The sequence below is a fragment of the Psychrobacillus sp. MER TA 171 genome (assembly GCF_023713305.1).
Lineage (GTDB): Bacteria > Bacillota > Bacilli > Bacillales_A > Planococcaceae > Psychrobacillus.
The window spans coordinates 87843-108911 of record NZ_JAMAWN010000007.1; the positions used below are offsets into that span (position 1 = coordinate 87843).

Sequence of the window (21069 nt, forward strand, 5' to 3'; positions counted from 1 at the left end):
CATTTTTATTCTTTAACCTTCAATAGTCGTAAACTGTTTAGAGTAACTAGTAATGTTGCTCCCATATCGGCAAAAATCGCTATCCATAACGTTAACCAACCAGGCATAACTAATAGTAATGCTACTAATTTAATTGCTAAAGAGAAGGTAATGTTTTGCTTGATGATGGCTAAAGCCTTGCGGCTTAATTTGATAGTATATGGTAATTTACTTAAATCATCAGACATTAATGCAATATCAGCCGTTTCTAATGCTGTATCGGTTCCAGCACCACCCATTGCTACACCGACAGTGGAAGCTGCAAGTGCTGGTGCATCGTTTACACCATCTCCAACCATCGCTACACTTTGATGTTTTCCACGAAGTTCTTTAATGAAATTCAGTTTATCTTCTGGTAGTAAATCGGCTTTAATATCTGAAACACCCACTTGTTTCCCGATGGACGTTGCTGTACGTTGGTTATCACCAGTCAGCATTACTGTTTCAATTCCCATATTGTTCAATTTACTGATGACTGTTTTTGATGATTCTCTCATTTCATCTGCTACTGCAATTAACGAAAGGATCTTTCTTTCCGTTCCTAGCACCATCACGGTTTTTCCTTGGGTTTGCATTTCAGTAATCTTTTGTTTTCTATCACTTTCAATGCTTCCGTGTAATTCCTCAAAAAGATTTGGACTTCCTACATAATACATTTCATTATTTACTTTGGCTTTTACGCCTTTACCAGTAATAGACTGGAACTCTTCAACTGTCACACCATTAAAGTTCAACCCATTTTCTTCTGCTTTTCTCATAATGGCTGAAGCAAGTGGATGTTGTGAACCTTTTTCAATTGCTGCCGTTATGGTCATCCATTCATTTTCATTTCCAGCGTACGTCACGATGTCCGTTACAGCCGGAACACCTTTTGTTAATGTTCCTGTTTTATCAAAGGCAATGGCTTTAAGGGCTCCTGCTTCTTCTAAATGGATACCACCTTTTATTAAAACACCATTTTTCGCTGCGTTTCCTATTGCAGTAACAATTGAAACAGGAGTGGAAACAACCAATGCACACGGACAACCAACCACTAATACGGCTAAACCTTGATAAATCCATTCGCTCCATTCACCACCAAATAGTAATGGAGGAACAACAGCAATTAAAAGAGCCAAGATTACAATAGCTGGTGTATAGTATTTCGCAAATTTATCGACGAACGCTTGAGAAGGTGCTCGTTCTGCTTGAGCTTCTTCTACAAGATGGATGATTTTTGAAAGAGTCGTATCTTCCACTCGTTTTGTTACTTTTACTTCGAGTAATCCTTCTTCATTCAAAGTTCCTGCAAAGACCTCATCATCAATTGTTTTTGTTACCGGAACACTTTCACCTGTAATCGCAGCCTGATTTAACGTAGATGTACCTTTAATAACTAATCCATCCATCGCTAATTTTTGACCAGGTTTTACGATCATAATATCCCCGACTTGAATATCATCAACGTGAACCATCATTTCTTTATTCCCACGTCGAATTAACGCTTCTTTTGGAGCAATATCCATCAATGATTCAATAGATTGACGAGCTTTATCCATTGAATAACGTTCTAATGCTTCACTAATAGCAAATAGGATAACAACGGTTGCTCCTTCACCCCATTCACCAATGATCGCAGCGCCTAAAATGGCAATGGTCATTAGCGTATTCATATCAAATTTTAATCTGCTTAGATTTTTAAGACCTTTAATAAATAGAGAATAGCCACCAATTAAAATGGACGCTGCATAACCAATTGTCGGAAGAAAATGCTCTTCTCCATATTGCTCCCCTAAAAACCAACTAATAACAAGCAATATCGCTGAAATATATACTTTAATGTTTTCTTTTTGCTTCCAGAAAGGCTCACGCTCTACCCTTTGTTCTTTTTCATCCCGAATCTTTAGATTCTCAAAAGCTCCTGCTTTTTCTAATGCTTCAATTGTTGTTGTACCTTTAACATAAACTTTAGATGCTCCAAAGTTTACTTTTGCATCCTGAACACCCGGCAATTCTTTAACGTTATTTTCAAAAATTGCTGCACAATTTGTACAAGTAAATCCTTGAACACGATAAGCTTTCATTTCTTGTTCAGATAGCTTTGCTTGTTGATCAGACATTGGCTTTCACCTCATTTTTATGAGCTAAAGCAATAAGGATTAATTGTTTGATATGTTCATCATCAAGTGAATAAAACGCCAATTTTCCTTCTTTTCGATACTTCACAATCCCTTGTTTGTGAAGGGTTCGTAAGTGATGAGATGCTGTTGCTATAGAAGACCCAATGATATTGGCAATGTCACACACGCATAACTCCCCATCTTGGCATAAGGCATAGGTAATTTTTGCCCTATTTTCATCTGCAAGTGCTTTAAATAATTGGGCAACACTAGATATATCTTCTTTTTGCAATTCCCCTTGTATTCGATTGACTTTTTCTTCGTCATAACAATAAATTTCACAAGTATCTTTATTACTCATATCATCAACTCCATTTCATTCAAATGTTTATTTGAATATATTATACCCTTTTTGTTCTTTTCATTCAAATATTTGTTTGAATGAATTTTAGAAGATCGTTTCAAAAAAATTCTTGTGACAATATCAAGTACCGAAAACGACCGTTTTTGGTTATAAATAGAGAAACTCTCTAAAAACTTCGAAATCCACTAAAATTCATAACCAAAAATATAACCAAAAACTAATTACCAATATATCTATCTATTACCCCTTTTTGGTATAGTTAAGGTATTAAAAAGGGGGGATTCTTGTTGAAATTTGGATATGCACGTGTCAGTACACAAGATCAATCATTATCGTTACAACTTGATGCATTGACTCACTACAGAGTGGACCAGACTTTTGAAGAAAAAGAATCAGGTAAGAAAAAAAACCGACCACAGTTAGATGAGCTTCTTAAAATTTTGCGTAAAGGCGACACGGTGATTGTCCATAAATTAGATCGTATCAGTCGGAGTACCAAACATTTAATTGAACTTATGGAACATTTTGAATCAAATGGAATTCATTTTGTCTCTATACAAGACAAGATTGACACCACAACTGCTATGGGACGGTTCTTTTTTAGAATGTTAGCCAGCATAGCAGAATTAGAACGAGATATTATTAGTGAACGAACGAAAGATGGATTGACGGCTGCTAGAGCTAGGGGAAGAAACGGAGGTAGACCGAAGGTTGATTTAAAGAAAATAGAACTTGCTATAAAAATGTATGATAGTAACGATTACTCTTTATCTCAAATTAAGACGGCAACAGGGATTGGAGCGACAACCTTATATCGTTATCTAGAAAAGAAAAAGATATCTAGCAAGGAGTTGTAGCATGAGAGGGAAAGAATTACTAACAGAAGATCAAAGAACGGAATTTGTACGAATTCCAGACGATATGAGCGAAAGTGAACTAGAAACTTATTATACTTTTTCACAATATGACCTTGAAATTATTAAACGACACAGAAGAGATCATAATCGTTTAGGCTTTGCTGTTCAATTATGTGTTCTACGTTACCCAGGATGGTCCCTTTCAGATGTTGGACCTATACCAGATTACATAATCCAATACATAGCTAGACAAATAAATGTTAATCCTAATTCATTTTCTTTATATGCCCAACGAGAGCCAACTAAACATGAGCATATGGAAGAAATCCGTCAAGTTTATGGTTATCAAAATTTTTCGCTAGGGAACTACCGCAAGGTAGCCCAGTTTCTGTTGAATCATGCCCTTCAAAATGGAAATTCAATGTATCTTCTTCGTACAGCACAAGAAGAACTACGGAATCAGAAAATTATTCTCCCTGGTATGACTACTATAGAAAGACTTGTTTGGGAAACTCGTCAACGAGCAGAGGAAAGAATTTTTAAATCATTAACTTGTACTCTATCTAAATGGCAAAAACAAAAGTTAGATAAACTTATTGATCCATTTGTAGACAATAGAAAAACCCCCTTAGCATGGCTTAGAGAACTTCCCGGCCAATCTTCACCTGAAGCCTTTTTAAAAGTAATAAAGCGCTTAGAATATATTCGAGATTTAAAATTAGAAATAAATTCAGAACATATCCATCCCAATCGTTTACTTCAATTATCTCGTATTGGAGCAAGGTATGAACCACACTCATTTCGAAGGTTTAAAGATAAAAAGAAATATGCAATTCTCGTGGCATATCTTGTGACTCATAGTCAGGATTTAATTGACCAAGCAATTGAAATTCATGATCGACAAATGATGATCTTGCAATCAAAAGGACGTAAAACACAAGAAGAAATGCAAAAAGAAAATGGAAAAGCAGTGAATGAAAAAGTCGTACATTTTGCAGATATTGGTTCAGCACTTATCCAAGCACGAAATGAAGGGCTTGATCCATTTAATGCTATTGAAAAGATTATGCCGTGGGATAAAATTGTTTCTTCCGTCGAAGAAGCTCAAAAATTAGCCCGACCGATGGATTACGATTATCTAGATTTGTTAGAAAATCGTTTTTCTTATCTAAGAAAATATACTCCTACTTTTCTTAAGTCTTTTGAATTTCGTTCTACACAAGGTACAGAGCCACTATTGCAAGCCTTAAAGACGCTAAATGAAATGAATGAATCTGGTAAAAGAAAAATTCCAAATGATGCCCCGGTAGATTTTATTCCTAAACGTTGGAAGAAGCATGTTTATGGTGATGATGGAATAATTAACCGACACTATTACGAGATGGCTGCACTAACAGAGTTGAAAAATCATATTCGTTCAGGCGACATATCCGTAGTCGGTAGTAGACTTCATAAAGATTTTGAAGAGTATCTTGTTCCTAAAGAAGATTGGACAACAACTCGTCTTACGGATACTAAACTAGCCGTTCGTTCATCGGCAGATGAATATCTTGAGGAAAGAAGAAAGTCACTAGCTCAACGCCTTACATGGGTTTCAAATAATCTTGATTCTTTAGAAGGAGTAAATATCGAAAAGGCTAAGATCCGAGTGGACCGTTTGGAGAAGAATACACCCGAAGAAGCGAGAGCTTTTAGCCTGTCTTTATATAATATGTTGCCAAGAATAAAGCTCACTGATCTTTTAATGGAGGTAGCACACTGGACAGGATTTGACGAAATGTTGATACATGCCTCAACCAATCGCCCGCCAAAGGGAGAGGAAAAAGTTGTTCTCATGGCTGCTCTCATGGCGATGGGAACTAACATAGGACTTACTAAAATGTCAGAAGCGACACCAGGAGTTACTTATCATCAAATGGCTAATGCAGCACAATGGCGTTTATTTGATGATGCCATAAGTCGTGCACAAGCGACATTAGTAAATTTTCAACATAAGCTTAAACTAGCTTCCTATTGGGGAGATGGAAGTACCTCTTCTTCTGATGGAATGCGCGTACAGGTTGGTGTTTCATCGTTACATGCCGATGCCAATCCACACTATGGGTCTGGAAAAGGGGCAACCATTTATCGATTTACCAGTGATCAATTTTCAAGTTTTTATACGAAAGTCATTAATACTAATGCTCGTGATGCTATCCACGTTATTGATGGATTACTTCATCATGAGACAGATTTAAATATTGAAGAGCATTTTACAGATACAGCTGGCTACGCCGACTCAGTATTTGGATTGAGTCATTTACTAGGATTTCGTTTTGCACCAAGGCTACGTGATTTAGCTGACTCTAAGCTATTCACCATCCAAACGCCAAATGAATTCCCAAAACTAGAAAATATCCTCCGTGGCCGTATTAATACTAAGATTATTCAAGAGAATTTTGATGACGTATTGCGTGTAGCTCATTCTATTCGAGAAGGAAAAGTGTCTGGTTCACTTATTATGGGAAAATTGGGGTCATATGCGAGACAAAATAAACTTGCAACTACTTTGCGAGAAATGGGGAGAATCGAAAAGACCATTTTTATTTTGGATTACATATCTAACGAAACACTACGCCGTCGAATTCAGCGAGGACTAAATAAGGGGGAAGCCATGAATGGGTTAGCAAGAGCCTTATTCTTTGGAAAACGAGGTGAGTTACGAGAACGGGGAATACAAGACCAACTACAACGTGCAAGTGCTTTAAATATTCTAATAAACGCTATTAGCGTATGGAATACCGTTTATCTTACAGAAGCAACAAAATTATTGAAGGAAAAAGGGAATTTGAGAGAAGATTTACTTAAACATGTTTCTCCGTTAGGATGGGAACACATTAATTTTCTTGGTGAATACAACTTTGATACAAGTAAAGTAGCAAGTCTAAATGCACTACGCCCTCTTATTCAATAATACTAAAAGCCGATGATTCCTTAGCGTAGGAAAAATCGGCCTTCTTCATGTCGAAATTTGCTTAGCGTATGTTTTCCGCGTTTTGTTGGTAGGACCCCTAAAATCAAAAATGGACTAATCCAACCTATTAAAAGTTGTTTTACAAGAACCATATTCCCATTATTATACGCTTGAATAATAAAGTAGCTGATAACTAGCGATCCAGAGAAAAGCAGTGGATAGAAAATTTTTTTCATTTTGGTAATCTCCTTTTTTTATAGTAATCATTTCGGTGATGCCTTCATGAGTAATTGTTTAAATTTGAAGTAAATAATCTTCTGACATTATAATCAAACCAACATACAGTTCTGGCTTATCACATAGTGAAATTTGTTCTTTAATGCAATTGATGAAAGCTTCAATTGTTTGCTCTTCTATATCGAATTTTAGAAATAGCGAGTGTGCTTGATTAATGATTTTCATTTGTGTCTGTTTAAAATATGGTTCTACTCCATCTAAATTTCTGTTTAAATAAAGATTAAAGTCTGCATAGTCTAGTAGGTTATTCAGTAATTTGTATTTCCACTTATTTAACTCCATATCAGTCTTCATTATTTTTCCTCCTTATTTCACTTTTTGTATCAACTGTGACGCTGTATCGAAGATCTTTCTAATACTCTTCAACAGAACATTTTCTTACAAAAGATGATTCATTCAAAACTTTATTCATAGCATTTTCTGCATTTTTCTTATGTTTAGCATCTTCCTTATTTTCTGCTTTAATTAATGCATAATATGGGTCTACCACTTCCAAAAACTTCATATCCATTCTCCTTACCATTTCATTTAATTCAAGTAAGATACTGTATAAAATAAATTTTCATTGTCTAGAATGTAACTAGAGCCGAAAAGCAGTCCTAGGAAGCCTGTTGATTATGCCGATCTAGGCTCTTATATGTATTAATATTCGCTATTTGAATAACCACTACTAGTAACAAATCCTTCAATAGACCAAATTCCTTTACCTGATGTTTTTGCCTGTTCTTCTGCATTTTGTAATTCATCTAAATACCGTGTATTCGGTGGGAATACGTAGCCTACTCTAGCAAGACCATTCTCAACTAAAGAGGTTTGGAGCATCTTACCGTCCACTCGTACATACAATAAGGTTCTACCATACCGGTCTATTTTTTCACCTACATCAAACTCACCTGTAATTTCTCCCCTCCCTATTAAACTCTCTGCAAATTCTTTGGCTTCTTTTGCAAAAGGTTGAGGTTCCCCATTATTCTTCTCATCTTTCATTTCGCTGGAGTCTACCAATAGAAGTCGTATTTTTACGGTTTCTCCTTTATTTGGACCTTCTAGAAATTTGGCAGTGAAAGTGTCCCCATCATATAGTGACTTAAATTCCATCTTATATTGCTCTGTTGTCCCTTCAGAATGAATAATCTCATTAGAGTTTTCTGGTTCATTCCCTGTTACTAATTCTTCGATATTTGTTAAGCTATCGTTGATCAGTTTATCAGCTTGGTTCTTTGCCTCATCCTTTACAGATATAATCGCTTCATTGATTTCTATTTCTACCTGGTTTGATAGCTCATCAGCAATTTCTTCTTTAGTAGTATCGGAGCAGCCAGCCAATATTAATAAAATGAACAAAATATAAGTTCTTCTCATCCCCATTAGTAACACACCTCCTCTTTACTTTCCGAACAATATTAATTGTTCATTTAGTTATAAAAATTCAATATATTTATTACTTTTAATAATCATTTCCGTTGCGGGTTTTTCTTTATTAAATTCATTTTTCTTTAGATATCCATAGGCTAGTATGTTTCTGCCTACAAGCTCGGCATCTTTATAAGTAAAGTGGTGGAAGTACTTTTCAAAGACAACCAATGAAAAATATGTGTCTTCTATAGTATCCAATTTTATAAACCATACTTTTTCTCTTCTAATTACTTTTTCAATGGTACCGTGAATAAAATAAGGCAAATCTAATGTCATGTTCTCCCATAAAGCTTTATGGGCGTCCTTGCTACTTCTAATAAGTTCAGATACGGGTACTTTACTCCCTTTTACAGAAATGATAATACTGGCCAATAAATCAGGCTCAACAGTAGTGAAGAGTTTCTTCACGGTTTTTAGTGAACCAATTGACTTCGGGGTGGGAGCGGTTGATTTTAGTACCTTTTCGTCTAATTCAGCTACTTCTTTCTCTTCATTTGACTCCCTGTTTATCACTCGTGGTTCATAATCAGGATCTATAGTATTCAAATTCAATCTAACCAAAATCTCTCTAATACCCTGCTTCCCATAATCTTCTTGGTATTCATTAACCTTGGAGAGTGCAGCTGCGAAATCAAGATCCTTACCGAAGCCACACGTTGCTTTATGTATAGACTCACCCTTACCGCTTGTTTTAAAGTGAGCTGCCACACCCTGTCTTTCAGGTATATAAATTACAGGGGCTCCACAAGACTTATCCATACACTCTAGGCACTTACCGTGAAGTTCTTCATCATAAGATTTAGCAGTAATAAGTTTTTTACTATGCATTAAAATGGCTGAATGCAATTAAATCACTCCTTAAAAGAATTGTTAAATCATTGTTCTTCCGAATTCATCATTTCTTTTTCATAAGGTTTTAGCTTTCCGGTTTCAATCCATGATATAAAAACAGCATCTTCCGCAAATATTTTTTCTCTCTGTGCATTTTTAATTTCTTGAAAACTACCCCAAAAATGCAGGAATCTTTTATTGACTGTCCACTTTAAGGATGAATACACTCTGTAGCTTGCTTCAAATTCGGACATATTTATTTTGTTCACTTTAGCGTCACTTCCCGATAAAGAGAGAGTTAAGTAGGTTATCAACCGTTTGATAAGGAATGTTCATGTCCACTTTTATTCTCTTCAGTATAGATATTTTGATAATTGAATAAGGAGTGAGTCTCTTTACAACTGGGAGTGCAATACATACTTGAAAACTCATTTTCAGTATTGAACTGAAAAACACGGCCACAACCAACACAGTCTTTAGTTTTTATATTGCCTTTTATCATGATTTCCCCCCTTAATTGGATTGATTTACGTTTACAGTAACCCATAAATAAGAATAGACGGAGTGTACAACAGACTTGTTAATATCACGAGTAAAAGGGTCGTGTAAATGACCATGGAAAAAATGTGAAATTTGATTCCCCATTAAAAGTGGATTGTAGGATTTAAACCCCCTATGTGCATCATCCAAATTCATGTCTCCGTACGAGGGGTTTGAATGACTGATAAATACATCAACATGTCTATCTCCTAGCTCTTTTATAAACATTTCGCACTCAGATTCGGTATGCTGACCAACGCCATCACTTTTATAAGTAGGAGCTCCTTCAAATCCAGCAAACGTTATTCCATTTATTATTTGTATTTTGCAATGCATATTTACTACTTCCGTGTCTTCGAAATTTTTAGGATGGCAATGGTTACCAAAGACACCTAGCTTATTACACTTATATTTTTTATTTATTTGACTAACCGTTTTAGATTGAATATCTCCTAGTAGTAGTACAACGTCTGGCTCTACATCGGGTAATTTTATTGTGGTTCGAGTGTCTGCAAATGCTAATATCTTAAGTTCCATTGATTTATCTCCTTCGACTGCTCCATGAGCGTGTTTTAAGTTGCTTATTTATTTTCACTAATTGATAAAACCTTATAGACTTCTTTGTTGGCAGCTGGAGCATATTCCGTTTGTGCTCCTTGAACATATACATAGCCAGCTACTGAAATAGAGATAATAAAGAGAATAAGAGACTTTTTTATCTTTTGTTTCATCATTAATCACCCCGCTATGGCTAGTAAGCCATTATTAATAGCACCACTTGCCCCCTTTCCTTTATGAAAGATGAGCGTTGTATTTGTTTCTTTACAGAGTTCTCTAACTAATTCCATCGTAATATGTCCCACGGATCCTAGGAGCAGCACAACACAATCTGCCTTGTCGATGAGTGGTCTAAAAACACTTTTTACTCCTCCATTTCGTGCTTTTCCTGAATGAAACAATACGTCGCACCCTTTTTTGTTGCCGATTGTTTGAAAAGTCTTTTCTTGATTACCACCAATAATTACAATAGTGCTTTTATTCATCTCAAAAACTCCCTTTTATATTATTTATTAAAGTTATAATATAATATTACTTTATAAATGTAAACAATAATATAAGAAGTATCTACTTTTTGGGTGCTTTAAGGAAAAATCCCCCATTTAAAATTAACTCCATAGTTTCTTTTATTTCTTTTAGAGAGGTTTCACTTGTTTGTATCAATCCTTGTACTTTCTCTTCGACTAATCCTTGAAAATCAGCTAAGGAATACTCATCGATGATACATAAAACTGGAATGCCTTCTTTATTGCATGAAGTAGAAATACATTTTAAATCTCTTGCAATGGTTTTAGAGAAGTAAAGGACCAGGTTTAATTTTTGGTTGCCCAGCTGCTTTGACTTTTCTACTTCCTCTATCCAATCCCTATGTGTACAAAATATTTGATTACTCTGTGGGAATAGAAGAGGCATGAGTTCCTTTAAAAATAAATTTGGATTCGAATTATTTTCTATAAATAAAATATTCATAATACGTGTAACTCCTATCAACAAAAATACCCCTCAAATATCACATATCCAAAAGTATGGAATGTGTATATTTGAGGGGTACACCCTTTTAATTATTTATTTCTTTTATTATACCAAACTCAACTACTCTTAATCTACAAGAATTATACTTGTGGAAAAACGTTAGGTATTAAAATAGAGAGGCTGACCATTATGACTGAAACCATAAACAAAGTTTTGGAGCGCCGATAAAACTCAGGATGCTTAATTAATTTATGACCTAATTTAAACATTAGACCGCAGGCTAAACTGATTACTCCTAAGTAGACTGCTGTGTAGCTCAGTGAGACTATAAATTCGTTAAACAAAGAATCAATATCATTCGTATTCCTAATAGATAAAATTAATATAGGCAGCCCTCTTAGTAATAAAAGAGAAACAAAGGACCAGAACATAGAATTTTGACCTAGTTTTTGCCACTGACCATTTTTAAAAATAGCGGAAAGGATCATCATTAAGGTTCCGAGAACAAAAATTGCTGTTAATGCAATAATTCCCCAGCTATATAACTTTACGCCCAATTCAGTAGAAGATGATATAAGGCCGTCAGTATTAAATTCTTTATTAGGAGTAAATTCTCTACTTCCAAACTTAGGTATATTGGATATGGCACTTAAAAGTGTTGTATGCATTTAAAATCCCCCTAAAACAGTTCTTGGTGTTGTAAAAAGATTTTCTTTTCTTTTATATCCCATATAAGCTCGCCATCTACACAGGGTAAGGTAACATTAAATTTATATTGCTTTTTAACTTCTTTGTAAACTTTTGTTGAAAAAGAGTACCATTGCTTTTCCGTGCGAGGACCGACTATAGGACAAGCTATGACCTCTATAAAGTCCTCTATAGACAAAGTTAAATCTGCTTCGATTACAGACAGTCGAAACTGATGTCCTCTAACGGACAAAGAATTTGTATAGTCTGCGAATGGCCTCAATACTCTAAATGATTCTTTAAATGAATTTAAAACAGTATAACTCTTCGGATTTTCAAATTTTGGGAAATCAATCTTAATGGTTACATCCACAAAATCTAAATCGAATTCTCCTTGTTCAGATATATTGATTTTCATGACAAAATTACTTCTCAGTTCTCTAACACTAGACTTAATGGTACGTTTGAGAGTTGTTAATTGTTTTTGTAACATTTCATAATAAGAGTTAGTAATCGCCATTGGTTCACCCGGTACACCAGAACACCTAACGATAATTATGCCCGTTTTTTTCTTGTATTCTAGTTCAATTTCATTAAGAATGACTTGTTCTGCTTTCGCTAAAGCAAAAACTTTATTTTGTTCATTCCTTGAAAACTGTGAAATTTGTATTACTTCATCCAAATCACTTTTCATTTTAAGTTTGCCTCCTAATAATGGCACGGATATGTATTATTTTAATATTCTTCCATAAGGATAATACATATCATTGTACCTAATCAATCAAATGTTTCAATAAAACTAAAGAATGGTAAAATAAAGGATAAATTACCTACTAATTATATCCTTTCTACTTGATACTTATTTAACCATTAACAAATACCGAGTAGAAAGGACCCAATTTTGCAATTGGTATCCTTTAAATAGGGCATGGTTAAGATGCAATTGAGCTATAATCCCTATCTGCGCCCATATCCCCATAATTATGTTCCTCTATTGCAAAATGCATTGATCTTTCTTGAAGAAGATCGATAGCTTTAGCAATCACATGATTTTGCTCGTTTCTATCTACTAACATGGACAGAATGTCACCTTTATTAAAAGTTCCAAATTCAATTGCATCCACCCAAGCTCTAGCGCTTCCATCACTTACATGAAGATAGCCTTGTTCCTCTCCAACTACTTCTATGACCCATAGTTGTTCACCAAATTTATTATCCAAAATACGTGTATCTGCTTTAGCTGCTAGTCTTTTATTTACAGAAACAGGAGTAGGTTCCTCTTTCCAATCATCCATAGATAACATTTCGTTTTCTACTTCTTCATTAGAAAGAGGCGTTATACAATCGTTATGAATATGATTGATTTGGCTTAAGAAACTAGTTAAGAACTGTTCTTGTTCTGTGTTTAATTGAGATGCTATATATTTTACTGGCTCTTCCACAGTGCTTTGTGAAACCATACTTTCATTAGATTCCTGTATTAGCGGTTGAACAGTTAATGCATGATAGCCCCATAGTGGTTGTACTTCTACTTGGTTCGGAAGCTCGAATTTTGCAAAACTATAATAAAGGGTTTGTCCCATTGTCATAAAAAACAATAAACTCTGTATTGCTAATTGTTCAATCAAGAAAATCATTTCTTTTCCTCCCATATTTTGATTGTTTTCAACTCATATAATTTAGTTATCCAAACAAATCGAATGCTAATTGTCCGTCAGAAACTGCTGTCTTTTTCTTTTTCTTTTCTCTCGCTTTATCAAGAGATATAGAAATGATAGGAGTACTAGACTCTATTTCGCTGTTAGTCTCTTTTGCTAGTTTTGACTGTTTGTTCAAGTTAGTTTGTGGTAAACATAGGTGTCTTAGTATAGCTCCATCTGAAACGATGTCTCTCTCAAATCCAAACGCTTCCACAATATCTATTTTTAAAGTTTTCCCATTCCAGACAAAGCCAGGAATAAGTTTTTGCTCAATATTGTCTGCCAAGACCTCTATTCGTTCTAGCATACATTGCTTTGTAACTCCCTCTTTGATTTCACGGGTTATCCAGTCTTCAAATTGTTTTAAGAGAGATGGCTTTTTCTTTTTACCAATGCCAGCAAGTAATTCTCTAGCCCGGTCAGAGCTTTGAGCTATCCAATCCTCTGCAGAACCTCTTAATGCACTCCCACCTTGCTTGACGCTTTGAATTAGCATGGATTGTAAATCTCCATCATCCCCAAGCATTGCTGATAAACCATCACTTGAAATTTCGCCGTTAATGGCAGCTGTAGCTTTATTTTTCTTAGCAATGATTTCGGCCATATATTGCTGAAAACTATCTTCATATGCTAAATAGAATAGTCTACATTCTTCAGTTTGACCGATGCGCCATGCTCTTCGGCTAGATTGATTGATAGTGAATAAACTCCAAGAGAATTGATAGTAAATTAAAGTAGGCGTACATAACAGATCTAATCCCGTCTTCACTAATTCTTGTGAAACAATACATACGTCATAATCTTCATCTTCTATTTTCTTCTTTAACCATTCACTTCTGGAGTTGGTTTTGGTACTAGACGTATCTAATATGCAAACTTTGGCTCCAATTTCCTCTAGTTTTTGTTTAATCCTTGGTCGAATGTCTCTCCCCGCCACTGATGATCCAGTATCTCTTACATAGACGATAGACTTCCTGCGCTCTTCCATTTCTCCAGTTATGATTTCTTGGAGTTTTGCTTCTTTCGGTAGTGTAATATCTTCACTAAGATGTTTCGCACTCCATATAAGTTCGCGTACTCCATTTGTCATCTTGTAGTATGCGTCAGGAAAAGTAAAAGGATTGTCAGGGTAAGCAATACCATAATCAGTCATTGGTAAATAAAGCATTTGACCATCTTCCCTAGTATCAATTGCTTCTTCAAAACAATAGATCATTTCTTCATATGCCTCTTTTAACTCGGGAGACATAGGAACAAATATAGTAGGTGTATTCACAAGCTCCACTGGATCCGGCCACACATCTTTCAAGCGAACATTAATTATATTTTGGATCATGTATTTGCCGAATATGAAAGGTGAAATGCCTGGCACTACCTTTTGAGTTCTTCGATTATCTCCACCTCGAGAATGAGTATTTGTTTGTTCAATCGCTTCACCTTTTGATGTATAAATGGTTTCTTCGATATTGCCAAACTCGTGATTAAATCTAGTGACCTCTTGATATTTATATCCACTCTCTACCATCATTTGAGGAAATAGTCTCCAAAGAAGATAATATATGTCCTCTGCCTTACCCCCGAAGAGCGTACCTGTACCAGCTACTACTTTTTTAGAGGCTCCTACTAAAGATCCGAGCGCATTCCCCTGAGCAGTATTACCAGACTTTAATTCATGAACCTCGTCTACAATTGCCATATGGAACCACCCTTTCATCTTTCGACGGATGTATTCGATTGTAGCAATTCGACGCGGTAAGCCTGTTGCTTTAGGGTGTTCTGGCAACTCACTTTGTATTTGTTTATATAACTTAGGATTTTTTTGTTTAATTGCGTGCGATATACGTTTTTCATGAGCTGTCCATTCTTTGAAGGAAGAAAACCGTTGAGGAACTCTTCTAGTCCATAAGGAATCTCCACAATGAGAACAAAACGCATTTGCTGGCTTTACTCCATTTTGTATTCGTCTACTCTCTCCAAACTCCTCAGCAGTCATATTGTGAGTAAGCTTTTCCTCCACTTCAAATCCATCTGCATTTATTCTTGATATAACTGCTTCTATGGTTTGATGCGGTTTCCCACAATTAGAACAATAAATACCTTTTTTATAAGAGCTATTAGCTGCTTTCTGTATTGCTGTTACCTTATGTTGGTATTTTACAGCTGGAGCAATTTTAGAATCACCGCGCATCGCAGTAAAGGAAATAACAAAAAATGTTGGAACTAAGGGTTTTTGTCTTCCTTTTGCTACCCACTCCCGATGATAAGCAATTAACTTATCTGCCTTGTCTATTACAAAAATTTTGGCATGGGGTAATATTTCTCTGATTTCACTTGGCCACTTACTTGTTAGGGATGGAGGGCACATTAGGCAAACATGGTATCCTCTCATTCCAATTGAATGGTGGTAACCTTCACTAATAGCAGTCATCATAGCACTCTTACCTGTGGACATTTCACCCTGTATTATCACGGCTTTTTGTTCTTTAAGCCTTTTGACCACTGCTGTTGAACTGTGTCCTTGTACAGGAAAAAGCTCTCGTGGAAAGGAAGAAAAATGTTCTAAAGAATTATGCTCTAATGGATTATGTGTAGGTGTTACTGATTCAGATAGTTTTTTAACCATTGCTTCATTGTAATTTAACAAGTACGTAGTTAACTCTTCTGTTTCTTCTACTTTCTTCCCATCACCTTGACGAGGAAAAACTATTTTCTTTTCTATTAGCAACCGTTCTATAAATTGGTCGGCTGCTTCTTCCGTAAGATCTAAAGAAAATAAATCAACACCCTCTTGAAACAATTCACCATCATAGTAAATCTCATGTTTTATCAGATGTTTGCTCTGAATTAACTCATGTAAAACGGTCTCTTTCCATTCGGGCAAAATATGAAGTCCGAACTGAGATCCACCTAGTAACTGAGCTATATCATTGGCTGGATTTCCCCCTATTGATAAAACATATCCACTATTATTAAGTATTGATTCGTGTACTATAGCAAGAGCTTTTCGAGTCCTGCTAAGAGTCATGGGATACATTTCGTATTTACCTTTTTCACTAAAGAGGTATTTTTCTCTCTTAAATAAATAGTTAGTATTAGTTTTTTCACCATTACCAAAACTAATGCCTCTACTCCCAATATCAATGGATGCTTTAATGGATTGTAAAGCAGAATCGCTACCACTGATGATGGTAAATAACAATTTTTCACCTTGACCTTTGTTTCCTTCAAGACTAGCTAAGCCATAGCAAAGAACCTCATGGTACGCTTCTTTTAAAAATACTTGAAGCATTTTAGGGTTATCTTCTGTTTCTTGTAAGTATTTAGTCATAAAATACACTCTCCTTAATAAAAAAAACAATTTAAACCAGGCATCGAATAAAATGCACAGTTAAATTGTTACTCCTCATAAATTATCTTTGATAATTCATATTTTCATTTGTTATTTTTACGCTACACTCTTGTTTTGTTCCACATCTCTCATTCCGTTTAAGGGCATACAAAGAGCTGTTGCTACCCGTTCAAAACCTGCTATTAATGAGCTAGCAGTTTCTTGAATCATAGTACCGTATTTGATCAAAGATTCTCCTTTATCTTTAGACCAACCGTAAACATACTCAAATGAGTAATTACTTGTGTCTAGGCCAAAGTAGGAACAAATGATAAAGGCGGTACCTTCTGCAACACATTCTTTCTCTTCTTTTGATGATTTAGTATCATGACGATGAACTCTGCTATGAACCAATTCATGCACAGCTGTTTTTGCTCGATGGTTAATACTAAGGTTTTGATCGACCATTATATAATGTTCCACCCTATTGTAATAACCACAAGCCCCCTCCGCATCTCCGTTCTTTAATGGACAATTATCTTCAGAAGCGAGTAGCTTAACCCATTCAAATATACGAATAGCTTCTTCTGATTCTCCAGTTAGTTCTAGTTTATAATCATCAATAGGTAGAGGATCACCATCTGTTTGTGATACATCAAAAACTGGTACACTTGTATATCCAATTAATTTAGATTCCTCGATTCCTGAAGCTTCGTCTATCTCTTTAATAATACGAGGTGCTAGAACACGCAATGCTTTCTCTCCTTTACGCACAGAACGGTTTAATTCTTTCCATTTTAGAAAGGAAGCAATAAATCTAGCATGTGGCATCTGAGCACGTATTAACATCATATTCCTAAATGAATAGGTTGGTATTAACGACTGCATAGCTAACATAGCTTTAAAAGCTTCAGGTTCATATTGAAAATTTAGTACCCCCGTTTGAAGTGTATCCAGTAATACTTGGACCTCCTCTTGCATTTCTTCGGCTGTTTTTCGTTTGTACGAGGTTTTAGCCATTAATTAACACCCTTTCCCAAAGTTTTATATATTTTTTTCTTACAACAACAAAAAAAGCCTTTGGAATGATTGTTTATATAGCGTAAAAAACACTATAAACACAATTAGTCCAAAGACTTTATATTAATCGTCACCGCAGAATCCCATAAGAGGACTTGCAAAAAAAGAAAGAAAAAAATATTACATTTATTATAACTCACACAGGAAAGAAAAACTATAATTACTGTTAAATAATTGAGACATTTACATTTTCCTCTTCTATAGGTAAGTGGTAATTGGAGATTCCACTAAACTTCAAGCCGTTACAATTAAATCCTCTTTGAATAAAACTTTCTGCAATGTTCTCTGCGTTTGATACACCTTCAGTAAAATCTAAAGTCCTGGTCATGTATGATTCATGGTGAATAACCAAAACTTCCACAGGCTGCATGGGTTCTTCTAAATGTACAATTAAGCCAAATTCATAACCTTTTATTTCATCTAAGCTAATATAATCAATCTTTGTGATATTTTTCATTTTTCATTTCTCCTTTTTCTGCAAATTGACCAATAAAAAAAGCCCTTTGAATACCAATATGTAGAAATCTACATAAGGCTCCAAAGAGCGTAATTAGTCAGCACCTGCGGATACCAAATGGGTATCGCTTTTAACAATGTCATTATAACATTTCAATTATAAATTGAAAAGCCAAATTTCGACAGGTTAAAGTATGCAAAAAATTCTTGTTTATCCTCGGTCAATATGATTTATTAACTAACTTTCTAGAAATCGGAGAAATCATATGACTGTTAAAAATCATTTTTTCACCCTTCTCTAGGGAGTTAGGAATAAAATCAACTTTCATATTTTCAATATACAATGGTTCATCTCCGTTTAAAATATCGCACATGGAATCAGAACGAATAGCTCCTCGGTATTCAAATGCTATATCCAGATCACTACCATGATTGTGTGTTCCTTTAATTCGACTTCCTACAATTGCAATATTTTTTAATTCAAAATATTCGTCTATAGGTGCTAACCTATCCGCAATATGTTCTCTGACGATTTGAAAAATATCTTTGATCATTATTTGTTCTAGTCCAATAGTGTTCATATCACTAACTCCCTTTAATCTAACGTAAAGAATAAACTCACTTACTTTTTTTATTATGGCCAACTTCAAATAAATATATCTCTCATTTCTCCGACATATCTATATTTGATATTTAGCTTATCCTTTGATTTTAGGAGTTCTTTTTCTGAACTAAATCCTATTGCATTTTGATTTTTTCTCTGGTCAAATGTCTTTGCTATTAGGAAAGTTCCTACAATATCTCGATGGAAATTATCAATTGTTAATTCAATGATTGGAGTATTCACCATCATAAAAGCATAACCATCAAATAAGATATTAACTGAATCAAAAAACGTTGCAAATGATGGACAGATTGAGTTTAAATTATTTTTAATAAATGTTTCTCTAGACATATCACCTAAAGGTTCATAAGTAATTATATCCTCTATAATTTCCATACTCTCATTTACTTCTATTTTCAAAAAATACTCTAATTTTCTATTCATCATAACCACAACCTTTTATTAAAATTGGTCTTACTAAATTTATAAACTCACTCATAGCAGCATGAATCCGATCCTTTTCTTCTCCCCCTGGATAAATGTTTCCTCCGATACCACATACTAAATAATCACTAGTCCAGCGAAGCTGTTTTAATTCTTTTATTACATAGCTTTCAAATGCTCTAGCGACCAGTTCTACATTTGAACTCCAGTACTTTCCGAGAATCCCTTTATCCATTTCTATTGAACTTTGTAAAAGAGCCGAATGGTTTACAGTGTATGGAACTCTGAGTACTTGCTCACCAGTCTTTTTAAAATGGTATTGAGCTAAAGCCTCAGCTTTTTCTCGAATAAATCTCTTACGTTTAGTAGTATACTTTTTAATCTCTTTTTCTCTGTACGTAGTCGGTACATACCCATCTAATTGTCGCTGTACCTTCCCGTCAAAGTCTCTAATCTCAATGTCCATAAAAGACTGAAGATTACCTTTTACTGCTTGGTACAAAGCTTCAAAAGGTTCATAAACGTTATATGTGTTTTTTACATTTCTCACATCTATGTGGGCGATAGAAGTACCTTCTTTAATAGCTTTTAGCAAGTTGTTCATCTGGTCTTGTACTTCAAAGATGGCTGTTCCTTCTGTTGTTTTAGAGAGGAATCCCATCTTGCCATTTTCAAAGCTATGACTAGCATTGTATAAATAGCTGTCTAATGCATGGAACCATTCATGAGCTAAAATACCAAGAGACCCATTATGTTTGGTTAAGTTAATGACATTTTTAGAAGCTTCATAATGTCCTAATGCTCTTCCACTACCTCTCGCACCAAAGGCCATTGCTAATAAACCATTAAGGCTCACTGCTTTTTTTGGTATAGTTAAAATCTCTGCCAGATCAATGTATGCTTCAGAAGCCTTAGTCAGATGGAAAGCTGCTTTATCATCCTCCACCCAATTGCCAAATTCACAAGCTCGAAAACCATAGGCATGTACAAATTCTTCTGGAGTGGAAATGTAAAATGAACTTCCTGCATTTCTCATTGGACTACTAGGAATGTCTCTCTTCCAACTATGTCCTTGTGGCTTATTACTCGTTTCTTTATTCGCTTTTGGAGTTGGTAGAACAGCATCCCAATTTTCCTCATTAATGTATTTGAAAATAGAATCTTGGGAGGACGTTTTATAAAAATAATTTTTAAAAGGTCCTTCAAAGTCCTTCAATGCTAAATCATCTGCTAGATCTTTTAGCATTAAATATCCTTTTTCTTGAGACTTGAACTTTTCATGACTCCTTGCTCTTCTGACGAAATAGTCTGCAGATAAAAGAGCAGAAATATATCTATAGAAACTTAAAAAATCCTCAACAGTATGAACTCCCTCTAGTCCTTTACTTAAGATTAGTAGGGTACGAGTATATCTCTCACGTGCTTCAGCCGAATCAGAAGACTCCTTTGGTATACGTCTAATAAACAACTGCATAGCCTTAGCCACTCCAGGAAGGACTCCGCGCTCCCTACAATACTCTAGGGAGAACCAGGAAAAGAATGTCTCTCTCTTTAGTACCTCAGCTGCTACACGTACATCCATATTTTCTATTTCCTTTAAAAGTGCCAAAGAAGGTTTCGATAGAAAATTTACTCTATATGCACTTATATCTTTTGCTGCTCCGCCTATCTTTTCGCCCACGTCATAGGAAATGGAATTGCCTTTTTGTTTATCCGAGCGTATGTCCTCTATTTGCTTCACTGGTGGAATTGTTAGCTCACCTGATAATTGTTCTAGAAATTCAATCATTGTTATTTGGTTTGTTTGCATTGTTTTTTCTCTCCCTTAATTTTTTTAATAAAAA

At 35.1% G+C, this 21069-nt stretch carries 24 protein-coding genes; 2 read left to right on the forward strand and 22 right to left on the reverse strand.

All coding sequences use genetic code 11. The features are described 5' to 3' along the window. Positions 1 to 5: 5 nt before the first annotated feature. Together M3627_RS08700 and M3627_RS08705 are read right to left on the reverse strand one after the other, a co-directional pair. Positions 6 to 2138: a heavy metal translocating P-type ATPase gene (locus tag M3627_RS08700; protein ID WP_251554634.1), complete on the reverse strand. Its 2133-nt coding sequence runs from the start codon at positions 2136 to 2138 to the stop codon at positions 6 to 8. Then, on the reverse strand, positions 2131 to 2499 hold the full coding sequence (locus M3627_RS08705; RefSeq protein ID WP_251554645.1) for an ArsR/SmtB family transcription factor: 369 nt from the start codon (positions 2497 to 2499) through the stop codon (positions 2131 to 2133). Before M3627_RS08705 ends, M3627_RS08700 begins: the two co-directional genes overlap by 8 nt. A gap of 290 nt (positions 2500 to 2789) precedes the next feature. On the opposite strand from M3627_RS08705, the gene M3627_RS08710 reads away from it, so the two are divergent. Both M3627_RS08710 and M3627_RS08715 read left to right on the forward strand, forming a co-directional pair. Next, positions 2790 to 3359, forward strand: a complete 570-nt coding sequence (locus M3627_RS08710; RefSeq protein WP_251554648.1) for a recombinase family protein — start codon at positions 2790 to 2792, stop codon at positions 3357 to 3359. Position 3360: 1 nt separating this feature from the next. Continuing rightward, complete coding sequence (locus tag M3627_RS08715; RefSeq protein WP_251554663.1) at positions 3361 to 6312, forward strand: Tn3 family transposase; 2952 nt, start codon at positions 3361 to 3363, stop codon at positions 6310 to 6312. A 20-nt stretch (positions 6313 to 6332) separates the two neighbouring features. Here the strand turns inward: M3627_RS08715 and M3627_RS08720 are convergent, their stop codons facing one another. From M3627_RS08720 to M3627_RS08815, 20 genes are all read right to left on the reverse strand, one after another. Then, positions 6333 to 6548 carry a hypothetical protein gene (locus M3627_RS08720; protein WP_251554665.1) on the reverse strand — a complete coding sequence of 72 codons (216 nt, stop codon included), beginning with the start codon at positions 6546 to 6548 and terminating at the stop codon, positions 6333 to 6335. 58 nt (positions 6549 to 6606) lie between these two features. Beyond that, the gene (locus M3627_RS08725) at positions 6607 to 6903 is read right to left on the reverse strand and encodes a hypothetical protein (protein ID WP_251554667.1); all 297 of its coding nucleotides are present in this window, start codon (positions 6901 to 6903) and stop codon (positions 6607 to 6609) included. Positions 6904 to 6961: 58 nt separating this feature from the next. After that, entirely contained in the window at positions 6962 to 7114 is a 153-nt protein-coding gene (locus tag M3627_RS08730; RefSeq protein ID WP_251554669.1) for a hypothetical protein, read from the reverse strand. A gap of 137 nt (positions 7115 to 7251) precedes the next feature. Beyond that, positions 7252 to 7977, reverse strand: coding sequence for a thermonuclease family protein (locus M3627_RS08735; protein WP_251554674.1), 726 nt, complete (start codon positions 7975 to 7977; stop codon positions 7252 to 7254). A gap of 51 nt (positions 7978 to 8028) precedes the next feature. Beyond that, complete coding sequence (locus tag M3627_RS08740) at positions 8029 to 8871, reverse strand: hypothetical protein (protein ID WP_251554676.1); 843 nt, start codon at positions 8869 to 8871, stop codon at positions 8029 to 8031. A gap of 29 nt (positions 8872 to 8900) precedes the next feature. Next, on the reverse strand, positions 8901 to 9125 hold the full coding sequence (locus tag M3627_RS08745) for a hypothetical protein (protein ID WP_251554678.1): 225 nt from the start codon (positions 9123 to 9125) through the stop codon (positions 8901 to 8903). 41 nt (positions 9126 to 9166) lie between these two features. Beyond that, on the reverse strand, positions 9167 to 9358 hold the full coding sequence (locus M3627_RS08750) for a hypothetical protein (protein ID WP_251554680.1): 192 nt from the start codon (positions 9356 to 9358) through the stop codon (positions 9167 to 9169). A gap of 11 nt (positions 9359 to 9369) precedes the next feature. Beyond that, complete coding sequence (locus M3627_RS08755) at positions 9370 to 9933, reverse strand: metallophosphoesterase family protein (protein ID WP_251554688.1); 564 nt, start codon at positions 9931 to 9933, stop codon at positions 9370 to 9372. A gap of 44 nt (positions 9934 to 9977) precedes the next feature. Then, positions 9978 to 10127, reverse strand: coding sequence for a hypothetical protein (locus tag M3627_RS08760; RefSeq protein ID WP_251554690.1), 150 nt, complete (start codon positions 10125 to 10127; stop codon positions 9978 to 9980). Positions 10128 to 10133: 6 nt separating this feature from the next. Further along, positions 10134 to 10439, reverse strand: coding sequence for a DUF2325 domain-containing protein (locus M3627_RS08765; protein ID WP_251554699.1), 306 nt, complete (start codon positions 10437 to 10439; stop codon positions 10134 to 10136). Positions 10440 to 10521: 82 nt separating this feature from the next. Beyond that, complete coding sequence (locus tag M3627_RS08770; RefSeq protein WP_251554708.1) at positions 10522 to 10923, reverse strand: hypothetical protein; 402 nt, start codon at positions 10921 to 10923, stop codon at positions 10522 to 10524. 143 nt (positions 10924 to 11066) lie between these two features. Next, the gene (locus tag M3627_RS08775) at positions 11067 to 11594 is read right to left on the reverse strand and encodes a hypothetical protein (RefSeq protein ID WP_251554710.1); all 528 of its coding nucleotides are present in this window, start codon (positions 11592 to 11594) and stop codon (positions 11067 to 11069) included. 11 nt (positions 11595 to 11605) lie between these two features. Next, positions 11606 to 12307, reverse strand: a complete 702-nt coding sequence (locus tag M3627_RS08780; protein WP_251554717.1) for a hypothetical protein — start codon at positions 12305 to 12307, stop codon at positions 11606 to 11608. Between the two features lie 238 nt (positions 12308 to 12545). Then, positions 12546 to 13250: a hypothetical protein gene (locus M3627_RS08785; protein ID WP_251554719.1), complete on the reverse strand. Its 705-nt coding sequence runs from the start codon at positions 13248 to 13250 to the stop codon at positions 12546 to 12548. 46 nt (positions 13251 to 13296) lie between these two features. After that, positions 13297 to 16641, reverse strand: coding sequence for a DEAD/DEAH box helicase (locus M3627_RS08790; protein WP_251554728.1), 3345 nt, complete (start codon positions 16639 to 16641; stop codon positions 13297 to 13299). Between the two features lie 117 nt (positions 16642 to 16758). Beyond that, entirely contained in the window at positions 16759 to 17661 is a 903-nt protein-coding gene (locus tag M3627_RS08795; RefSeq protein WP_251554737.1) for an ArdC-like ssDNA-binding domain-containing protein, read from the reverse strand. A 226-nt stretch (positions 17662 to 17887) separates the two neighbouring features. After that, on the reverse strand, positions 17888 to 18178 hold the full coding sequence (locus tag M3627_RS08800; protein WP_251554740.1) for a hypothetical protein: 291 nt from the start codon (positions 18176 to 18178) through the stop codon (positions 17888 to 17890). Positions 18179 to 18398: 220 nt separating this feature from the next. Beyond that, positions 18399 to 18758, reverse strand: coding sequence for a nucleotidyltransferase domain-containing protein (locus M3627_RS08805; RefSeq protein WP_251554750.1), 360 nt, complete (start codon positions 18756 to 18758; stop codon positions 18399 to 18401). A 65-nt stretch (positions 18759 to 18823) separates the two neighbouring features. Continuing rightward, on the reverse strand, positions 18824 to 19225 hold the full coding sequence (locus M3627_RS08810) for a hypothetical protein (protein WP_251554756.1): 402 nt from the start codon (positions 19223 to 19225) through the stop codon (positions 18824 to 18826). Then, positions 19218 to 21035 (reverse strand): LPD1 domain-containing protein, encoded by a 1818-nt coding sequence (locus M3627_RS08815; RefSeq protein WP_251554758.1) that lies wholly within the window; start codon positions 21033 to 21035, stop codon positions 19218 to 19220. Before M3627_RS08815 ends, M3627_RS08810 begins: the two co-directional genes overlap by 8 nt. Positions 21036 to 21069 lie beyond the last annotated feature (34 nt).

Coding starts and splice junctions, on each gene's coding strand:
- M3627_RS08760 (WP_251554690.1), bottom strand. CDS start 10,127: ATGAAACAAAAGATAAAAAAGTCTCTTATTCTCTTTATTATCTCTATT.
- M3627_RS08725 (WP_251554667.1), bottom strand. CDS start 6,903: ATGAAGACTGATATGGAGTTAAATAAGTGGAAATACAAATTACTGAAT.
- M3627_RS08780 (WP_251554717.1), bottom strand. CDS start 12,307: ATGAAAAGTGATTTGGATGAAGTAATACAAATTTCACAGTTTTCAAGG.
- M3627_RS08800 (WP_251554740.1), bottom strand. CDS start 18,178: ATGAAAAATATCACAAAGATTGATTATATTAGCTTAGATGAAATAAAA.
- M3627_RS08735 (WP_251554674.1), bottom strand. CDS start 7,977: ATGGGGATGAGAAGAACTTATATTTTGTTCATTTTATTAATATTGGCT.
- M3627_RS08770 (WP_251554708.1), bottom strand. CDS start 10,923: ATGAATATTTTATTTATAGAAAATAATTCGAATCCAAATTTATTTTTA.
- M3627_RS08700 (WP_251554634.1), bottom strand. CDS start 2,138: ATGTCTGATCAACAAGCAAAGCTATCTGAACAAGAAATGAAAGCTTAT.
- M3627_RS08810 (WP_251554756.1), bottom strand. CDS start 19,225: ATGAATAGAAAATTAGAGTATTTTTTGAAAATAGAAGTAAATGAGAGT.
- M3627_RS08730 (WP_251554669.1), bottom strand. CDS start 7,114: ATGAAGTTTTTGGAAGTGGTAGACCCATATTATGCATTAATTAAAGCA.
- M3627_RS08775 (WP_251554710.1), bottom strand. CDS start 11,594: ATGCATACAACACTTTTAAGTGCCATATCCAATATACCTAAGTTTGGA.
- M3627_RS08715 (WP_251554663.1), top strand. CDS start 3,361: ATGAGAGGGAAAGAATTACTAACAGAAGATCAAAGAACGGAATTTGTA.
- M3627_RS08705 (WP_251554645.1), bottom strand. CDS start 2,499: ATGAGTAATAAAGATACTTGTGAAATTTATTGTTATGACGAAGAAAAA.
- M3627_RS08790 (WP_251554728.1), bottom strand. CDS start 16,641: ATGACTAAATACTTACAAGAAACAGAAGATAACCCTAAAATGCTTCAA.
- M3627_RS08815 (WP_251554758.1), bottom strand. CDS start 21,035: ATGCAAACAAACCAAATAACAATGATTGAATTTCTAGAACAATTATCA.
- M3627_RS08755 (WP_251554688.1), bottom strand. CDS start 9,933: ATGGAACTTAAGATATTAGCATTTGCAGACACTCGAACCACAATAAAA.
- M3627_RS08785 (WP_251554719.1), bottom strand. CDS start 13,250: ATGATTTTCTTGATTGAACAATTAGCAATACAGAGTTTATTGTTTTTT.
- M3627_RS08720 (WP_251554665.1), bottom strand. CDS start 6,548: ATGAAAAAAATTTTCTATCCACTGCTTTTCTCTGGATCGCTAGTTATC.
- M3627_RS08750 (WP_251554680.1), bottom strand. CDS start 9,358: ATGATAAAAGGCAATATAAAAACTAAAGACTGTGTTGGTTGTGGCCGT.
- M3627_RS08805 (WP_251554750.1), bottom strand. CDS start 18,758: ATGAACACTATTGGACTAGAACAAATAATGATCAAAGATATTTTTCAA.
- M3627_RS08765 (WP_251554699.1), bottom strand. CDS start 10,439: ATGAATAAAAGCACTATTGTAATTATTGGTGGTAATCAAGAAAAGACT.
- M3627_RS08795 (WP_251554737.1), bottom strand. CDS start 17,661: ATGGCTAAAACCTCGTACAAACGAAAAACAGCCGAAGAAATGCAAGAG.